This is a genomic window from Pseudomonas monteilii (assembly GCA_001534745.1).
Taxonomy (GTDB): domain Bacteria; phylum Pseudomonadota; class Gammaproteobacteria; order Pseudomonadales; family Pseudomonadaceae; genus Aquipseudomonas; species Aquipseudomonas alabamensis.
In genome coordinates this window covers 1,749,573-1,768,722 of the sequence record CP013997.1, presented here as the reverse complement: position 1 = coordinate 1,768,722, position 19,150 = coordinate 1,749,573, and the positions used below count along the sequence as shown (strand labels likewise).

The 19,150-nt window shown below is 62.4% G+C and carries 14 protein-coding genes and 1 pseudogene; 12 read left to right on the top strand and 3 right to left on the bottom strand.

Going from position 1 to position 19,150, the window contains the following annotated elements:
* The 8 genes from APT63_07885 (at position 1) to APT63_07850 (ending at position 8,093) form a co-directional block, all read left to right on the top strand.
* Positions 1–672: an amino acid ABC transporter permease gene (locus APT63_07885; protein AMA45556.1), complete on the top strand. Its 672-nt coding sequence runs from the start codon at positions 1–3 to the stop codon at positions 670–672.
* A gap of 10 nt (positions 673–682) precedes the next feature.
* Positions 683–1,348, top strand: a complete 666-nt coding sequence (locus tag APT63_07880) for an amino acid ABC transporter permease (protein ID AMA45555.1) — start codon at positions 683–685, stop codon at positions 1,346–1,348.
* 50 nt (positions 1,349–1,398) lie between these two features.
* Positions 1,399–2,274 carry a dihydrodipicolinate synthase family protein gene (locus tag APT63_07875; protein ID AMA45554.1) on the top strand — a complete coding sequence of 292 codons (876 nt, stop codon included), beginning with the start codon at positions 1,399–1,401 and terminating at the stop codon, positions 2,272–2,274.
* Positions 2,275–2,333: 59 nt separating this feature from the next.
* Complete coding sequence (locus tag APT63_07870; GenBank protein ID AMA45553.1) at positions 2,334–3,614, top strand: amino acid dehydrogenase; 1,281 nt, start codon at positions 2,334–2,336, stop codon at positions 3,612–3,614.
* Positions 3,611–5,092 carry an aldehyde dehydrogenase gene (locus APT63_07865; GenBank protein ID AMA45552.1) on the top strand — a complete coding sequence of 494 codons (1,482 nt, stop codon included), beginning with the start codon at positions 3,611–3,613 and terminating at the stop codon, positions 5,090–5,092. The genes APT63_07870 and APT63_07865 overlap by 4 nt, the downstream gene beginning before the upstream one ends.
* A gap of 10 nt (positions 5,093–5,102) precedes the next feature.
* The gene (locus APT63_07860; GenBank protein ID AMA45551.1) at positions 5,103–6,131 is read left to right on the top strand and encodes a proline racemase; all 1,029 of its coding nucleotides are present in this window, start codon (positions 5,103–5,105) and stop codon (positions 6,129–6,131) included.
* Between the two features lie 265 nt (positions 6,132–6,396).
* Positions 6,397–7,104: a GntR family transcriptional regulator gene (locus tag APT63_07855; protein ID AMA45550.1), complete on the top strand. Its 708-nt coding sequence runs from the start codon at positions 6,397–6,399 to the stop codon at positions 7,102–7,104.
* 233 nt (positions 7,105–7,337) lie between these two features.
* Complete coding sequence (locus APT63_07850) at positions 7,338–8,093, top strand: short-chain dehydrogenase (protein ID AMA45549.1); 756 nt, start codon at positions 7,338–7,340, stop codon at positions 8,091–8,093.
* Between the two features lie 77 nt (positions 8,094–8,170).
* Here APT63_07850 and APT63_07845 read toward each other — a convergent pair whose 3' ends face one another.
* Positions 8,171–10,585, bottom strand: coding sequence for a glucose dehydrogenase (locus APT63_07845; protein AMA45548.1), 2,415 nt, complete (start codon positions 10,583–10,585; stop codon positions 8,171–8,173).
* 227 nt (positions 10,586–10,812) lie between these two features.
* Complete coding sequence (locus tag APT63_07840) at positions 10,813–11,472, bottom strand: TetR family transcriptional regulator (protein ID AMA45547.1); 660 nt, start codon at positions 11,470–11,472, stop codon at positions 10,813–10,815.
* A 173-nt stretch (positions 11,473–11,645) separates the two neighbouring features.
* Here APT63_07840 and APT63_07835 point away from each other — a divergent pair, with 173 nt between their 5' ends.
* From APT63_07835 to APT63_07825, 3 genes are read left to right on the top strand one after another with little or no spacing between them, the layout of a single operon-like run.
* A complete protein-coding gene (locus tag APT63_07835) occupies positions 11,646–13,772 on the top strand; it encodes a 5-oxoprolinase (GenBank protein AMA45546.1) in 2,127 nt (708 codons plus the stop codon).
* Positions 13,769–15,490, top strand: a complete 1,722-nt coding sequence (locus APT63_07830) for a 5-oxoprolinase (protein ID AMA45545.1) — start codon at positions 13,769–13,771, stop codon at positions 15,488–15,490. Before APT63_07835 ends, APT63_07830 begins: the two co-directional genes overlap by 4 nt.
* 52 nt (positions 15,491–15,542) lie before the next feature.
* The gene (locus APT63_07825) at positions 15,543–16,895 is read left to right on the top strand and encodes a hypothetical protein (GenBank protein ID AMA45544.1); all 1,353 of its coding nucleotides are present in this window, start codon (positions 15,543–15,545) and stop codon (positions 16,893–16,895) included.
* A 122-nt stretch (positions 16,896–17,017) separates the two neighbouring features.
* Here the strand turns inward: APT63_07825 and APT63_07820 are convergent.
* Positions 17,018–17,638: pseudogene (locus tag APT63_07820) on the bottom strand (ammonia channel protein).
* Positions 17,639–18,119: 481 nt separating this feature from the next.
* On the opposite strand from APT63_07820, the gene APT63_07815 reads away from it, so the two are divergent.
* Complete coding sequence (locus APT63_07815) at positions 18,120–18,869, top strand: hypothetical protein (GenBank protein AMA47819.1); 750 nt, start codon at positions 18,120–18,122, stop codon at positions 18,867–18,869.
* Positions 18,870–19,150: the final 281 nt, after the last annotated feature.

Sequence of the window (19,150 nt, the reverse complement as noted above, 5' to 3'; positions counted from 1 at the left end):
ATGAACTATCAGTTCGACTTTCATTTTTTGAACGGAAGCCTGCCGGTATTGCTGGATGGGCTGAAAGTGACCCTTGAGCTGGCCCTGGTCTCGAACCTGATCGGCCTGACCTGTGGGTTCCTGCTGTGCCTGATGACGTTGAGCCGCTGGTTCTTCATCCGCTGGCCGGCACAACTGTTCATCGAGTTCTTCCGCTGCACCCCGGCCCTGCTGCAGATCGTCTGGTTCTTCTACTGCGTGCCGATGCTGTTCGACGTCTTCATCGACCCGATCGTCATGGGCTTCCTGGCGCTGGGGCTGAACCTCACGGCATTCAACGCCGAGGCCTACCGGGCCGGCGTGCAGGCGGTGCCTCGCGAACACCTGGACGCCTCGATCGCCCTGGGTCTCAAGGACTGGCAGCGCACGGTGTACGTGATCCTGCCGCAGTCCCTGCGCAGCGCGCTGCCGGTGCTGATCACCAATGGCATCGGCACTCTGCAACAGAGTGCGCTGGTGGCCATCGTGGCCGTCGCCGACCTGATGTACGTGGGCAAGAGCCTTGCGACCGAGGCCTATCGCCCACTGGAAACCTACACCTTGATCGCCCTCATCTACTTCGCCCTGTCGCTGCCGATCGCGCAGCTGGTGCAGTGGTTCGAGCGGCGCCAGGAATTGGCCGGCCAACGCTAAGGAGATAGCCATGCCACTCGATTTCTCGGTTGTTCTGGCGTATTGGCCAGTGCTGCTCAAAGGCCTGCTGCTGACCTTGGCGTTTACTGGGGCCTGCGCCTTGCTGGGCAGTCTGCTGGGCTTCGTCGTCAGCCTGCTGCGCCAGGTGAAAACGCCGCTGCTGCGGCTGCCGCTCACGCTGTATGTCGAATTTTTTCGTGGCACACCGCTGCTGATCCAGCTGTTCTGGGTGTTCTTCTGCTTCCCGGTGGTGTTCGGCCTGGACATACCGCCCTACGTGTCGGTGCTGATCGCGCTGACGCTGTTCATGGGCGCCATCACCAGCGAGACCTTCCGGGGTGCGCTCAAGTCGATCGCCAGCGAGCAGCACGACGCCTGCACCGCGCTTGGCCTGACCTCGAAGGTCAAGGTGCTGTACGTGATCTTCCCCCAGGCCCTGCTGCGCGCCGTGCCGCCGCTGCTCTCGAACGTGGTCAGCCTGTTCAAGGAAAGCGCGCTGATCTCTTCGGTAGGTGTCGCCGACCTGATGTTCGTCGGCCAGAACATCTCCAACAGCACCGCCCGACCCGTCGAGTTTCTCTCGGCGGTCGCGGTGATCTATTTCCTCGTGGCCTTCCCGCTGACCCGTCTGGTCGGCGTGGTCGAAGGGCGCCTGCTGCGCCGCTACGCCTATTGACCCGACCTGACCGGTCTGACTGACCTCAACTCACCACTCGGAGATTCATCATGAAACTCAATGGCATCCTGCCTGCCCTGGTCACCCCGTTCAACGCCGCTGGCAACGTCGACCATGACACCCTGGCTGCGATCCTGGAGCATCAGCTCAAGGCTGGCGTCAGCGGTTTCGTACCGCTGGGGTCGACGGGCGAATACTACGCGCTGGCCAATGACGAGCGCCGCCAGGTCCTGGCAACCGTGAAGGAAGTCGTCGGCGACCGCGGCACCCTGATCGCCGGCGCCAACGGCTCGTGCACCCGCGAGGTGCTGGAGCAGATCAAGCAAACCGTCGATGCCGGCTACACCAACCTGCTCATCGCACCGCCCTACTATGCGCTGCCCTCCCAGGAAGAGCTGCTGGCCCATTACACTACCATTCTCGAAACGTTCCCTGACATCAACGTCGTGCTGTACAACTACCCGATCCGCACCAACGTCGAAGTGGGCCTAGACGTGATCGCCGCGCTCCATGAACACCCGCGCGTGATCGGTATCAAGGAAAGCAGCGGCAACCTGTTGCGCGCCATCGAGATCGGCGAGAAATACAAAGGCCTTCAGCTGTCCTGCGGTTCGGACGACCAGGCGCTGGACTTCTACCTGTGGGGCGCCGACAGCTGGATCTGCGGCCCGGCCAACATCTTCCCGGAGAAAGTCGTGGCCTTCCACAAGGCCTTCACCCGCGGCGATATCCGCGGTGCCCAGCAGGTCATGCGCAGCCTGTTCCCGGCCATGGCCAACCTGGAAAGCGGCAAGTTCGTGCAGAAGGTCAAGTACGGCGCCGAGCTGGCCGGCTTCAAGGTCGGCAATGCCCGCGCCCCGCTGCTGCCACTGACCGATGAAGAGAAGACCGAATTCCGCAAGGTGTTCGAAGCTTCTCAGCAGTAATGTTCCACGGGGCCGGTGCTCGGCCCCCTCGCACCCCTCTCTTGATACGAGACAGACTCATGAACACCCCACAATCGTCATCGCAGAACGCCGTGGTCATCGGCGGCGGTATCGTCGGTGTCTGCTGCGCGTTGTACCTGCAGCGCGAAGGCCACAGGGTCACGCTCATCGACCCTGCCGCACCGGGCGACAGTACCGCCAAGTGGAGTTGCGGTCAGATGGCGGTCAGTGAAGTCATTCCCTTGTCCAAGCCCGGCATCCTGATGAAGATCCCGGGCTGGCTGCTCGACCAGAAAGGCCCCCTGGCGCTGCGCCCGAGCGCGCTGCCCGGGATCCTGCCCTGGTTCCTGCGTTTCCTGGCCTGCGCGCGCCCCTCGAAGATCCACGAGATCGCCCAGGACATGGCCCGCCTGACAGCCCACGTCTATCCCGATTACGCCCCGTTGCTCGACGCCTGCCCGAACAAAGCCCTGCTGGGCGATCGCCCCATCCTGGCAGTGTTCGATTCGCCGGCTGGCCTTGCTCACGAGCGCCCTCACCTGGCGCTGCGCAAGCAACTGGGCTTCACGTCCGAAGAGCTCGACGGGGCTGCCATTGGCGACCTCGAGCCTGCCCTGGCCGGTAAATTCCAGCAGGGCCTGCTGTTCCCGGACTGGCGCGCCGTCAGCGATACCGAAGGCTTCATCGCGGCGCTGACCGACAGCTTCATCGCCCAGGGCGGTGTGCGCGTGCGTCAGAAAGCCACGAAACTCGATGAGCACAACGACCGTGCCACCGGCGTGACCTTGGCCGACGGCACGCGCGTGCCAGCCGATCATGTGGTGATCGCCGCCGGTACCGGTGCGCGCCCCTTCTTCAACGCCCTCGGGGTGAACATTCCGCTGGCGGGCATCGCCGGCTACCAGGCCGTTCTGCCAACGCCGGGCGTCGACATTCGCCATTCGGTGATCTACGCAGACGGCGGCTTCTGCTTCGCGCCCATGACCCGTGGCCTGCAGATCGGCGGCACCATCGAGTTCGCCGCAGAAGGCGCGGAGCCGAACTTCAAGCGCGCCGACATCATCATGGAAAAGGCACGCACGGTCCTGCCGGACCTGAACACCCAAGGCATGACGTTCGGCGTGGGCTACCGGCCTTTCCTGCCCGATACCAAGCCCGTCATCGACCGCTCGCCCCGACTGAACAACGTGATCATGGCCTTCGGTCATGGCCAGCTCGGCCTCACCCTGGGCGCGACCACCGGCCGCCTGGTCGCCGACCTGGTCGCCCACCGTACACCCGGACAGGACCTGTCCGCATTCAGCGCCCGGCGCTTTGCCCTTATTGGAGGTACAGCATGAACCGCTACGACCAGTTCTACATCAATGGCCAATGGGTCAGCCCGATCAACGGCGGCAGCTTCGAGGCGTTCGACCCCAGCGATGAAAGCCTGATCGCCACGGTGGCCTCCGGCTGCGCCGAGGACATCGACGTGGCGGTGAAAGCGGCCCGCGCGGCCTTCGATGACGGCCCCTGGCCGCGGCTGAGTGGCGCCGAACGGGGCGCCTACCTGCGCAAGATCGCCGAGGGTATCCGTGCCCGCCAGGAGGAACTGGCCACGCTGGAAGTACGTGACAACGGAAAGCCCTTCCCTGAAGCCATGTGGGACATCGGGGACACTGCCGGCTGCTTCGATTTCTATGCCGACATGGCCGAAGAGCTGGACCAGCGCCGCGAAAAGGACGTCGCGCTGTCCGACGACCGCTTCACGTCGGTTGCCCGCAAGGAGCCCATCGGTGTCGCCGGCGCCATCGTGCCCTGGAACTTCCCGATGCTCATGGCTTCGTGGAAGATCGCCCCGGCCCTGGCGGCAGGGTGCAGCATCATCCTGAAGCCCGCCGAGCAGACCTCGCTGACGGCGCTCGAGCTGGCGCGGATCGCCGACGAAGCGGGCCTGCCCGCCGGCGTGCTGAACATCGTCACCGGGCCAGGCGCCAAGGTGGGCGCCGCGCTGACCGCTCACCCCGGCGTGGACAAGCTCGCCTTCACCGGCAGCGTGCCGGTCGGCAGCCGCATCATGCAAGCCGCCGCCCAGGACATCAAGAATGTGACCCTGGAACTGGGCGGCAAGTCGCCGTTCGTGATCTTTGCCGACAGTGACTTGGAAAAGGCGGTCGAATGGATCATGTTCGGCATCTTCTGGAACAAGGGCGAAGTCTGTTCGGCGACCTCGCGCGTGCTGGTCGAGCGTTCGGCCTACGAACCGCTGCTGGCGCGTCTTGCCGAGGAAACACGCAAGATCAAGATCGGCAACGGCATGGAAGAAGGCGTGCTGCTTGGCCCCCTGGTCAACCGCAACCAGTATGATGGCACCCTGAAAGCCATCGCCCGCGGGCTGGAAGAAGGGGCTCGACTGGTCTGTGGCGGAGAGCGCCCGGCTCACCTGGACAAAGGGTTCTACCTGCAGCCAACCGTGTTTGCCGACGTGCCGGAAGACAGCTGGATCTGGAACGAAGAAATCTTCGGCCCGGTGGTCTGCATTCGTCCGTTCGATACCGAAGACGAGGCCGTGGCTTCGGCCAATAACTCGCGCTTCGGCCTGGGGGCTGCGGTGATGTCCAAGGACCTGGCCCGTTGCGAGCGCGTGGCGCGGCTGTTCCGCGCCGGCATCGTCTGGATCAACTGCTCGCAGCCCACCTTCACCGAAGCGCCCTGGGGCGGCTACAAGCAAAGCGGCATTGGCCGCGAGCTGGGTGAATGGGGCCTGAACAACTACCTGGAAACCAAGCAGATCACCCGCTACGACAGCGAGCAGCCTTGGGGCTGGTACATCAAGTGAGGTAACACCCATGCGTTGGAAACAGACGCTTCAACTGGCTGAAGTGCACTGCGAAGGCGAGATCGGCAAGGTCATCACCGGCGGCGTCCTGGGGATCCCGGGCGCCACCATGCTGGACAAGATGAACTACATCAACGACGTCGATGACAGCCTGCGGCGCCTGGTCACGCTGGAGCCACGCGGTTGCCTGCAAATGTCGGTGAACTTGTTGTTGCCACCGACATGCCCCGAGGCTCACGCAGGCTTCATCGTGCTGCAGGCCGACAAGGCTCACCCGATGTCCGGCAGCAACTGCATCTGCGTGGTTACTGCGCTGCTGGAACTGGGCATGGTGCCGATGCAACAGCCGGAAACCACCGTGGTGCTCGACACGCCTGCAGGGCTGGTGACTGCCCGCGCCCAGTGCGCGGACGGGCGTTGCCTGAGCGTATCGCTGGACATGGTGCCGGCATTCGTCGAACACCTCGACCTGGCCATCGAGACCGAGGCCTTCGGCACCCTCAGCATCGATGTCGCCTTCGGCGGCGTGTACTACGCCCTGATCGACGTCGAGCAGATCGGGCTGTCCATCGCACCACAGAATGCCCGCGCGCTGGCCGATGCAGGCGTGGCCTTGAAAGAGGTGATCAATCGGCAGGTGAACCTCCAGCACCCTTTGCTGCCTTCGGTCAACGAAGTGGCGTATGTGATGTTCCGCAACAGACTCGATGAGCGCACCTATCAGACCTGCACCACCTTGCCGCCCGGCCGGGTCGATCGCTCACCTTGTGGCACGGGCAGTTCGGCCAACCTCGCCACCTTGGCAGCGCGCGGTCTGGTGCAGCCAGGTGACGGCCTGGTGTCGCGCTCGACCATCGGTGGGCAATTCCAGATCGCCCTGCTCGGCCATACCGAGGTCGCGGGCAAGCCTGCCGTGCTGCCGAGGGTCACCGGCCGGGCCTGGCTTTACGGCCTGCAGCAGATGGGCGTAGACCCCGACGATCCCCTGGCCGGTGGCTTCATGCTCAGCGATACCTGGGGCGCCGGTCTGAGCCGGTGATCGTGGCGACTGTGCTCGGACGATACCGGGCACAGCGCCTTTGACCTGAGGCTTGCACGAGTGTCTGTTCAGGCGCCGATTGCAGCCAGTGTCATCTTCATTCACGCCCCCACCGGCAGCCGCCCTGGCTGCACCGTCCATGACTTGAGCACGTCTGTCACGTCGCTACCGTGTGCAGCTCGCGCTCCGCGGGGGATATAGTCAGCAGAACTGAAATTTAATAAGGTCGGACCTGTATGATAGGGGCAAGACCAATCGAGACCTGATGATGGCAAAAGATAACGATATCGAAAGCGGCCCCCGTCGGCATGGTGGGCGCTATATCTATGAAGAACTTCGCAAGCAGATTCTGACGCTCAAGCTCAAGCCGGGTGTACAACTGGATGAAGTGTCATTGGCCGCGCAGTTCGGGCTTTCCCGATCGCCCGTGCGTGATGCGCTGGCGCGGCTCATCACCGAAGGCCTGGTCATCATTCTGCCCAATCGTACGACGCTGGTCACACCGTTCGAGATCGAGGAATTCCCGAACTACATTTCCGCCCTGGACCTGATCCAACGTGCCGTCACGCGCCTGGCGGCCACCCAGCATCGCTCGGAAGACCTGCAGGCGATTCGGGATGCGGATGCCGCTTACCTCAGGGCGGTGACGACGGGCGATTTCCAGGCCATGTCGGAGCTCAACAAGGCGTTCCACATGGCGATCGCCCATGCCGGCCGCAACCCTTATTTCATCACCTACTACGAGCGTCTGCTCGGCGAGGGGCAGCGCTTGCTGCACCTGCACTTCGACCATGTCGTGAGTTCTGCCAGCACCCATCGCCTGGGGCGCGACCATGACCAGATCATCGACGCGATCGCTGCCCGGGATGCCGAAGCAGCCGAAGCGGCGGCCCACGAACACACCATGTTGTTCCAGCGTCGCTTCCTCGACTATATGCAGCAGAACCTGACTGCGCGCATGTCCATCGCATAACGCCCCCAGCGCAGAGACTGCGGCCGTGCCCGATCGGGGTTTCAGGCCGCAGCGCCGCTTCATCATTCCCACCTTGCTCACAAGCGGCCTGGCTCACGCCCCCGTTGAAGGCTGCGTGCGTGCACGAACGCTGAACGGGCCGACGATCAATTGCATGCAGGCTTGCATGCATGCTATTACATCTGCATTTCACCTTGTCACCACAACAACACTCGATGAGGTCAGGCGTCCATATGAAAAGGTTCGATCATCAAGTCGTCATCGTTACAGGTGCCGCCGGGGGCATAGGTTCAGCCATCGCCAGGCGTTTCGCCCATGAAGGTGCCTCGGTAGTGGTCAGCGACGTGAATCTGGAAGCAGCGCACGCCGTGGCACAAGCGCTGTGTGCCGAAGGTCATCGGGCGATCGCCCTCGCAGCCGACATCGCTCGAGGCGATGCCTGTCGCCTGCTGGTCGCCGAGGTGATTCGGCAGTTGGGAAAAATCGATGTGCTGGTCAACAATGCCGGGATCAACCGCCGAGGCGCGCTGCTCGCACTGAGCGAGGACGATTGGCACAACAGCTTCGCGGTCAACGTGGATTCAATGTTCCACCTCTGCCGAGCCGTGCTGCCCTCGATGATCGAGGCAGGTTCGGGCGCGATCGTGAATACCGCCTCCCAGTGGGGGCTGCATCCGGCGCCGGGGCATATCGCCTACAACGTCACCAAGGCTGCCGTGGCCGCTTTCACCCAGAACCTTGCCCGGGATTACGCGCCCCACAACATCCGTGTCAACGCCGTGTGCCCGGGGGAGATCCATACGCCGATGCTGGAAGCGGGTGTGCTGCGTTCGGGGCGGACCATCGCCGATCTCGACCGGATGGTGCCGCTCGGCAGAATCGGCAAACCTGAGGAAGTCGCCGCGCTCGTGGCCTTCCTGGCGTCGGACGAAGCGGCCTTCATGTGTGGTTCGCTGGTCGAGATCACCGGCGCTCAGGCCGTAGCGTAAGGCGGTGAGCGAACACGAAAACGGCCCGGATCAAGGTTCACCATGATCGGGCCGTTTTCAGCTTACTCAGCGATCGTTCAGGGCAGCGTATAGGCAATCACGCTGTCACTGCGCGTATCGGAGTGCGGCGAGCCGCCTGCGAAGATCACCACATACTGCTTGCCGGTTTTCTGCGAACGGTACGTGATCGGACCGCTCTGGCTGCCGGCTGGCAGGCGTGATTTCCATACTTCCTCACCCGTGCGGCTGTTGAAGGCACGCAGGTAGAAGTCCTGGGTGCCGGCAAAGAACAGCAGCCCCGATTTGGTCGCCAGCGACGGACCGAGGGTCGGCATGCCCAAGGGCAGTTTCAGGCCGGTCGGGATGTTCAACGGGCCGGTGTCCTGTACGGTGCCGACCGGCACTTGCCACACCAGCTTCTTGGTCTTCAGGTTGATGGCCGACAAGGTGCCGAACGGCGGCGCCTGGCACGGCACGCCCAGGGGCGACATGAAACGCTCGCGCCAAGTGCCGAATGGCGTGCCCTTCTGCACGATGATCCCCATGCCTTCACTGCTGCCGGTGCCAGGCGGAATGTCCTTCGCCGGTACCATGTTGTAGTGAAGGCCAAGGCGCAGGTCGTTGACGAACATCAGGTGGGTGGTCGGATCGACCGATGCACCGCCCCAGTTCATGCCACCGAGCGACCCCGGATACTGGATCGCCCAGTCCTTGCCAGGTGGGGTGAACACGCCGTCATAACGGCTCGACTTGAAGATGATGCGGCACATCAACTGGTCGAACGGTGTGGCACCCCACATGTCCGACTCCTTGAGGACATCGTTGCCGATGTTGGGCATGCCCACGGAATACGGCTGGGTCGGCGAATAACGCTCGCCCGGCAAATCGCCCTGCGGTACCGGACGCTCTTCGATGTCGGCCAACGGCTTGCCGTTGGTACGGTCCAGCAGGTAGATCATGCCGGTTTTCGAGGTGACCGAAACGGCCTTGGACACTGAACCATCGTCATTGGGGATGTCGTAGATCAGCGGCTGCCCGGTGACGTCGAAGTCCCAGATGTCGTGGTGCACGGTCTGGAAGGACCACACGGGACGCCCCGTCGCCACGTTGACCGCCACGATCGACGAGCCGTACTTGTCGTCGGCTTCGGTACGGAAGCCGGCCCAGAAATCGGGGGTCGCGTTGCCGGTCGGCAGGTACACCATGCCCAGCTCGGCATCGTAGGACGCGGCCACCCAGACGTTCGGGGTGCCGCGGGTATAACCGGCTGGCGACAGCGGCTCACGGGTGACCGCAGGATTGCCCGGATCCCAGGCCCAGACCAGTGTGCCGGTGACAGCGTCGAAGGCACGCACGACCCCCGGTGGCTCGTCGGTTTCGAAGTTGTCGATCACACGACCCCCGACGATCACCAAGTTGCCGGCCAGCAGCGGCGTAGAGGACTGCTGGTAGTAACCAGGCTTGACCTCGCCCATACCGGCCTTGAGGTCGACTGCGCCATCGACTCCGAAGTTGGCCACGGGCTTGCCGGTGTGAGCATCGATGGCCATCAGGCGACCGTCACCGGTCGGGAAGATCAGACGTTGGGGGCTGACCGACGCGTCCAGGGCAGCATCGGCCGCGATACCGGGAACATCGGCGACTTTCTTCGCTGTGGTCGCGTCGAAGTACGCCATGCCGCGGCAGCGCTGGTAGGTCGAGTTGCCTTTGCCTGCGGCGAAACGCCAGTTTTCCTTGCCCGTATCGATGTCGTAGGAGATTACGGTGCTGTACGTGGTGCAGACATACAGGCTGTCACCGACTTGCAGCGGGGTATTCTGGTCTTCGGCATCGCCTGCACCCGGCACCACGGCTTCGCCGGTATGCGCCGTCCAGGCAACCTTCAGGTCCTTCACGTTCGCAGGCGTGATGTCGCCAACGCGCGAAAAGCGCGAACCATGGGTGTCACCGGCCCAGGCTTTCCAGTCACCTGGCTCTTTATCGCCCTTTTCGACAGGTACGTCTTGTGCGGCGGCAACGGACTCGGCATCACGGATGACGTTCTTGGGTTCGAACGCGCTGACTGCGGTGATCACGACGCCCACGCACGCCACGGCGCCCAACGCGACCCCCGTCACCCGCGCCTTACGCGATCGAGTGAACAGCGGCACGGAAAACGCCACGGCTGCACCGATCATGGCGAATGCGAGTACGCGAGACAGCAGTGGCCAGAACTGCAGACCCACATCCCACAGCGCCCACACCACGGTGTACGCCACGGCGACGGCGATCAGCAGCAAGCCCAGCGTCCGCCGAAGGATGATGAGCCCGCCAGCAGGCACGAGCAGCAAGCCTGCGATCAGGAAGTACCAACTCCCCCCCAACCAGGCCAGCCACCCGCCCCCGCCGATGAAGTAGAGGCCTGCCAGCAAAATTATAGTGCCGAGGGTCGCGAGCCAGACGCGCCCCAGGCGGTTCGGAATGACATCTTCCACCACGTTGAAGTCCTTCATAGGTTACCAAAGGACAAATTGTCGCATGCATACAACATCGCACACAAATATGAGCGCCTTTCTGAGTGCAGATATTTCTATTTGTTTCGCACTGCAAGGTGGCCCCTCCGGCCAGGCCACCTCCGCACCCCCTTGTCGAGGCCTATCGGACGCACGGAAATGCGCATCACGACAAGGTCGTGATGGCTGCGCAGTTCGCGAGGGATTAGGCAAGCATCAATGAAGGATCAGGCAGAGGGCCCTAGGTCACAGAGGTAGCTCATCACCACTTCGCAGGCATGGTTGAGCCGGGACGCCTTGCGCTCGGGTGAGTCCAGATCGACATCCAACACGTAGGAAAGCGTATAACGATTGGTGATGGCGTACGCGCCCAGCCCCGATATGGACACGTACAGGTCTACCCACTCGGCGTCCTGGCGAAAGACGCCTTGCTGCTTGCCCTGTTCGAGAATCTGCGAAAGCGCAGCCCGCAACGGGTTGAACATCTGTGCGATCACGGTCGACTTGCGGATATGAGCCGCTTTGTGAAGGTTCTCGATGGACAACAGCAGATGAAAATCGGGCTGGTCGATGAAGTGCTGTATCGTTTTTCGCACCAGCTCACGCATGTCCCGCACCGGATCACCCGACAACGACAGCTCGTTCTGTCGGCCACGCATGGCCCCGTATGCCCGCTCCATCACCTCGATGAACAAACCTTCCTTGCTGTCAAAATAGTGATAGACCAGGTTCTTGCTGATCTTGCACCGGAGCACGATCGCTTCGATGCTCGCGCCCTCATACCCGCGTTCGGCGAATTCCCGTGTGGCCACGTTCAGGATGTTTTCTTTCGTTAGCGCGGCGTTTCGAGTCTTTGGCTTGGGAGCCGTCTGAGCGTCGTCTTTCATGCTGGGAAAATCCTCCGTCTAGCCCTGCCTGGCGAGTGTATCAGCGGCGTGGCCGCCCTACAGCGCTCCTTGCCCAGCCATTTGACATGGGCTGTATTTGATTCTAGCTTACCAGTTACTAACTGAACGTCCAGTTAGTTAGCACATATGATCACCCAGCAAATGGAGCAATCATGAGCACTGCATCAACAACAACAATCAGCAGGGGCGTCAGGGTAGGCTGCGACATCGGAGGCACGTTCACAGACGTTGTGCTGGCGATGCCAGACGGTCGCCTGTTCGTGAACAAGACGTCGACGACGCCTGAAGACCTGGGCAAAGCCATCGTGCAGGGCTTGAACGCCCTCCTCCAACAGGCGGGCGTCGAGCCAGGTGACATCACTGAGATCGTGCACGGCACCACGACCGCCTCCAATACGATCCTGCAAAAGGTCGGTGCGAAAACGGGTGTCCTGACTACGGCAGGCTTCAAGGATGTGCTCGAAATCGGTCGGATCCGAACCCCCACCATGTTCGACCTGTCCTGGAGCAAGCCCGAACCCCTGGCCACTCGCCGTTGGAGGCGCGGGATTCAAGAACGCATGAGCGCTACGGGTGAGGTGGTTACCGCGCTGGACGAAGCTCATCTGCTGCGCGAAGCCGCCTCGCTGGTCGATGAAGGGGTCACCGCCATCGCGATCGCCTTCATCAACAGCTACATCAACCCGGCACACGAGCGCCGCGCCAAGCAGCTGCTCCAGCAGCACTTCCCGCAGGTACTGGTCAGCGCATCGTTCGAGGTACTGCCGGAAATCAAAGAGTACGAACGCACCAGCACGACCGTGGTGAACGCTTACATTCTTCCCGCCATGCGCACCTACCTGGCGCGCCTGCGCCAGGACCTCGAAGCGATGGGCGTGCGCGCCTCGCTGCAGGTGATGGCCTCCAACGGCGGCATGATGGGCATCGCCTCGGCGAGCGAGAAGCCCGTCTTTGCCGTGGCTTCCGGCCCCGCGGGCGGCGTCACCGGTGCCGCACGGATCGGCGCCCTGGCCGGCGACGACAATCAGATCGTCTTCGACATGGGCGGCACCACGGCCAAGGCTGCGCTCGTGGTCGACGGCCAGCCTTCGCTGACCAACGAGTACGAATTCCGCGATGGCATCAGCGCCCCTAGCCGTTTTGTCAAAGGGGGCGGCTACGTGTTGAAGGTGCCCGCCATCGACATCGCCGAGGTCGGTGCAGGTGGCGGATCGATCGCCTGGATCGATGCAGGCGGACTGCTCTGCGTAGGCCCGGAATCAGCCGGCGCCTACCCAGGCCCTGCCTGCTACGACAAAGGCAATGATCAACCCACCGTTACCGATGCCAACATGGTACTGGGCTACCTCAACCCCACGGCATTGGCAGGCGGCAGCCTGCCGGTAGTCCCGGCGCGCTCCGCCCAGGCCATCGAACACTACGTGGGGCAGCCTCTGCAACTGGACCTGCTCAAGGCAGCCCACGGCATTCGCCATCTGGCCAACGTGAACATGGCACGCGCCATCCGCGCCGTGACGGTCGAGCGCGGCCTGGACCCTCGTGAAATGTCGATGATGGCCTTTGGCGGCGGCGGCCCCCTGCATGCCGTTGCCGTGGCGCGACTGCTGGGCATTCGGCGGGTCGTGGCGCCGATCATGGCCGGCGTGTTCTGCTCCGCTGGCATGCTCACCGCCGACGCTGAACACAACTTCGTGAAAGCGATTCTGCAGCCCTTGGCCACGTGCGACCTGCAGTCTCTGTCGGCCGAAGCGGTTGCCCTGAGCGACCAGGGCTTCACGGTATTGGCGAGCGAAGGGTATGCCGCCGACGCGGCGCACGTCGCCTATTCGGCAGATGTCCGTTACCTGGGTCAAAGCTCTGAACTGACCGTGCCCCTGAGTACCGCGCAGATGGACCATCAGGTGCTGGCGCAATTGGCCGAAGACTTCAACGCCCAGTACCTGCAAACCTTTGGCTACTCTAGCGACGAACCGCTGGAGCTGGTCAACCTGCGCGTCAGCGCGCGCGGACGTAGTGCGCATCGCCTGGAGTTCGCCGAATGCAAGGTCGACGCGACGGCGCTGGAAGGCTCCCAGGGCGAGCGCCTGGTCAGCTTCGATCCCGAGGTCCCACTGCACGCCACGCCGGTGGTGCCAAGGGCGAGCATTAGCCTCACGCCGATACAGGGCCCCCTGATCATCGAGTCCTATGACACCACGATCGTGGTGCCGCCAGGCTGTAGTGCCCATGCAGACAGCATCGGCAACATCACCATCGACATTCAGGAGTGCCACGCATGAGCCAGGCCATCGACCCCATTACCTTCGCTGTCGTCAAGAACGCCATGGACGCTATCGTGGACGAGGTGGCTTACACGGTCCTGCGCACTGCGCGCTCGGAGATCGTCAAAGACGTCATGGATTACTCGGCAGCCATCTGCGACCGCCACGGGCAGATGATCGCACAGGCAAAAACCATCGCCCTGCACCTGGGAGCGATCCCGGAAGCGATGGCCCAGGTCAAGCTCCGCTATGGCGACGACCTGCAGCCAGGCGATGCGGTAATCGTCAACGATCCTTATCAAGGGGGAATGCACCTGCCGGACATCTTCATGTTCGCGCCCTTCTTCTATAAAGGCGAAATCGAAGGCTACAGCGTGGTCATCTGCCACCACACCGACGTGGGCGGGCGGGTGCCGGGCTCCAATGCCAGTGACTCCACCGAGATCTACCAGGAAGGGCTGCGCATTCCGGTGGTCAAGCTCTACGAAGCAGGCAAGATCAACGACATCATGGAGCGCATCATCACCCAGAACGTGCGGGTACCCGACCGCGTGCTGGGCGACCTGCGTGCCCAGTACGCCGCTTGCCAGGTCGGCAGCCGCGAGCTGACCCGCCTGCTGGACCGCTATGGCCGCGATGACAGCCGTCGCTATTTCGCCGAGCTGCTCGACTACGCCGAGCGACTCACGCGCGAAGAGATCCGCACATGGCCAAAAGGCACCTTCGTCTTCGAAGACTTCATCGATGACGATGGTCTGTCGGAAGAGCCGATTCCCCTGCGTGTGGCGGTCACGGTTCAGGAGGACCGGGTCAGCGTGGACTACACCGGCAGCGCTCCCCAGGTGCGCGCCGCGATCAACTCGACGTTGTCCTACACCAAGTCCTGCACTTACCTGAGCGTGCGCTGCGCACTCAAGGGCGACGTGCCGAACAACGAAGGGCTGTTCCGCTGCGTCGACGTGCACGTGCCGGAGGGGACCGTCCTCAACCCACTGGAGCCTGCCGCGGTGGCCGCCCGCGCACTCACGGGCTACCGGGTCTTCGACACCATGCTGGGCGCCCTGTCCCAGGTAGTCCCAGACCGCATTCCGGCAGCGGGTGAAGGCGGTAATACCGTCGTCTGTCTGTCCGGCAAGAAGGACAATGGGGAAAGCTACATCATCGTCGACATGGTTTGCGGTGCCTGGGGTGCGCGCCCCCACGCCGATGGTGTCGAGGCCATCACCAACGCGTCCCAGAACCTCTCCAACACGCCAGTGGAAACGCTAGAAGCGCAACATCCGGTACGTGTCGAGGCTTACGAGCTGGTGGCCGACAGTTTTGGCGCCGGTCGCTATCGCGGCGGGCTGGGCATCCTGCGCAGCTACCGCGTACTGGCTGACGACGTCCTGCTGCAATTGCGCGCCGACCGTATGAAATTCCGCCCTTACGGCCTGCAAGGTGGCTTGCCTGCATGCCCTGCGATCAATGCACTGCAACACGGCAGCGAGACCCGCCTGCTGCCGAGCAAGGTTGGCATCACCATCGCCCGCAACGACGTGGTGTCGCATACCCAACCCGGCGGCGGCGGCTTCGGCGATCCCCTTGTTCGCCCCTTGGAGGACATCGAGCAGGACGTCTGGAACCACAAGATGACCGCGGCCTTTGCACGCACGCACTATCAGGCGGTCGTCGACCCTGACTCGGGCCGAGTCGACCCGATCGCCACTGCTGAGCTACGGGCCATGGCCAACTGACAGTGGGGCGCAAGCCCCACTTCCCGTCAATACGCCGCGCGAGTACAACAAGATGAATAAGAACGTGCTAGACGTGCATACCTTCCTGGACGACCGTCCCATCGGAAGGCAACAAAAAACCGTGATCTTCCTGGGGCTTCTGATTCTGATGCTCGATGGTTTCGACACGATGATGATGGGCTTCATCGCCCCCGTCCTGCTTCAGGACTGGGGCATCGACCGGGGGGACCTGGGCCCCTTGATGATGAGCGGCATCGTCGGTCTTTCGATCGGCTCCTTGCTCGCTGGCCCCCTGGCTGACCGTTTCGGCAGACGCTGGATCATCATTGCCGCCGTGTGCGCGGTGGGCCTTTTCTGCCTGACCTGCGCCTTCATGGACAGCCTGCATAGCCTCACCGCTGCACGCTTTCTCACCGGGGTGGCCCTCGGCGCGACGATGCCCAACATCACCACGTTGCTCGCCGAGTGCGCCCCCTTGCGTCGGCGCTCGCTCCTCGTCACTTCGGCATGGTGTGGCTTCGGTCTGGGCGGGGCGCTATGCGGCCTGGTCAGCGAGCACCTGATCCAGCTCTACAGCTGGCGCTCGATATTCGTCACCGGCGGGGTCCTGCCACTTGTCCTGGTGCTGGCACTCATCTTCTGGCTGCCGGAATCGCTCAGGTTCCGGCTGCAACGTCATCATCCTCATGAACGCCTCGTGGCGGCAGCCAACCAACTGGTGCCTGGCAGCGCCGACGGCGAGACCCGGTTCATCAACAGTGAGCACAGCGTCGACACGCAAACGGTACGGGGCCCGGTCGCCCTGTTGAACCGTACTTATAGAGTCGGCACCCTCACGATCTGGCTCGCGATGTTCATGGGCTTCTTCCACCTGTACTTCCTGAGCAACTGGCTGCCGCTCACCGCCAGCGCCGCCGGGATGACCTATTCGCAGGCGGTTGCATTGGGGGTGATCCTGCAGGTGGGAGGCGCCCTCGGCAACTTTACGGTCGGGCTGAAAATGGACCGTTTCGAGCCGAACCGCATCGTGGGCCTGATGTTCGCTGGCTGCGCCGTGTTCACTCTGCTGATCGCACTGTTCAGCGACTCGTTCGCACGCGTAGGCACACTTGTCTTCTTGCTGGGGTACGTACTGATGTCCGCGAACGCGGGCTGCTTCGCCCTGGGGGCGGCCCATTACCCCACGCAGATCCGGGCTACCGGGGTCAGTTGGGTATTCGGGATTGGTCGGGTGGGGGCCATGCTGGGCGCCGGTTCAGGCGCACTCATCACGACATGGGGGTGGACGATAACGGATATCTTCACCCTATTGACCGTCCCCGTGATGATTGCGGCCTTGGCCATCTACTGCAAAAGGCGCGCACGTGCCGCGCCCGTTTCGACCGTCACGCAACAGCGCCTTTGACAGGCTGAGCGCTCGAGTTCAAGCGGCGGCAAGTCCTGACAGAGGTTCTGGGTCGTCTTGTCGTCGCAGCACTCATTCAACCCTGAACGTCGCTCAGCGCCTCACGGCCGTACCCTCACGCTTCAAAGGTTATAGGCCCGCTCATTATGCTCCGCCAGATCCAGCCCCTGCTCTTCCTCTTCCCGGCTGGCGCGCAACCCGAGGGTCAGCTTGATCACGCCCAGAATCGCCCCGCTGACCACGAAGCAGTAGACGAAGGTGAACGCCACCCCCTTGCACTGCACCAACAACTGCTCGAGCGGGCGCACCCCATCGACATACCCGCCCAGTAAAGGCGCGGCGAAGATGCCCGTCAGCAGTGCGCCGACGATGCCACCCACGCCATGCAGCCCGAACACATCCAGGCTGTCGTCATAACCCAGCGCCTGCTTGAGCCGGGTCACGGCGAAGAAGCAGACGGCACCTGTCAGCAACCCGATCGCCATCGCTCCCAGCGGTCCAACGAAAGCGCACGCCGGAGTGATGCCGATCAGGCCAGCGAGCGCGCCGGATGCCGCCCCCAGTGCCGTCGGCCGGCCGTGGTAGCGGGTTTCGGTCAGCAGCCAACCGACGATACCGGCACACGCCGCGACCATGGTCGCCAGCATCACCACCCCTGCCCCCTGGTTGGCTGCCAGGCCAGAACCGACGTTGAAACCGAACCAGCCGACCCACAGCAACCCCGCCCCCACCAGTGTGAAGCCCTGCACCTGATCATTGTTCGATATCGGAAGCCCTGTGGCGGTGGCGCGTGGTTTTTAGCCGGCGTGGCGACACTGCAACGACGGTACATTGTGTTGTTCACGACGCGCACCGGATAGGAGCGGAAGGACTTAATGTATAAGCGATTAGCGCGGCCGCCCGCCTTCCTAAAACCGAAAGTCAAAACCGCCAAGCCGAACAGCTGCGAAGCAGGTAAAGATCGGGAGACACCGGTCTAGCCTGTCGTGGACATGTACGATCAAGACCCAAGGCCCGTTCGATGCAGAACGTACGAGAACAAGAATAAACAACAGGGCATCGAAGATCGAAGCACGGGTGTCATGATTCGAGTCGGCGTCAGCGGCTGCGCGTCGAGGGGGGAACGGACATCCAGCTTTACCCGCGCCATGTTCATCGAGATAATAGCGCTCTTTGCTCAGGCTAGGTGCCTTGTGCACGTGAAATGGAGTTCACATGACCCACATGCAAGTACAGCACGCTTCCCCCCGCCGCCATCACATCACATCGCTGGTCGCCAAGATCATGACCGGCCTGGGCGTCGTGCTAGGTGGCATGTGGGCCATGATCACCTACTTGGTGCCTGATCCTAGCGTATTTGGTTTTGGATTCATCAACTGGCGCAACATTGTGCTCTTGGTCAGTCTATTCACAGTCCTGGGGGCGCTTTCCATCTGTTGGCAGATACGCAATGCCCCGCCCCTGCTGCATGGCGCTGCCCTGACTTTATTGATCGCCGGCCTGTCGTTCGTCTTTTTCATCCTGGGTACTGAATACGCCAAGCCCACGTTCGAGTTCGCCAAGGTTCAATCGACGATCATTGAAAACGATGGTAACAATCTACTAGGCAAGCGTATCGAGGTGGTAGACGGTATACGCGTGGAGTTGGTGAATTGTGAAAACATTGGCCGCTTTCCCACCTGCACATTTACGTTGACCAATCTGGATATAGATCGCGACTTCCGTTTCGAAAGCGAGAGTCGTTTTTTTGATGAAGCCGGCGCACCGGTGCCGATTAAAGAACAGAGGATGGGCCAGACATCGATGTCGCACTGGCGTGAGTTTCAACTCTTGCGTAACGTACCGACGAGCGTGAGCCTTGTCTTTCAAGAAACGGATCGTAAAGTGGAACATGCACCTTCGATCAAACTGTTTTTTTCGACACGCGACAATACGACACAAGCGCTCAAATTCAATGATGTTTATTTGAAATGAGTGCTGTGTCAGTCGATCCAGGCAGAGGTAATGCATGCCTTGATCGAAGGGCGGCAGAGTGCAGATCAGGGGAAAAGGTCGTAGTGCAAGCTGCCGTGAGAGGCTATCGAGGGTAGTCCAGACTGGCCAGCGAGTTACCTGAGACCCTTTGCGTCTGCCGAGGCGCTTCACTCTCTTTCAGTTAGCACACGTACATCTGGCTCACCCGATCACCGGCCCTGCGGATGATCGGGCCCTCTTAGCGCTGACAGTTTTCGAAGGAGACCCCCGCCTGCCCTGAA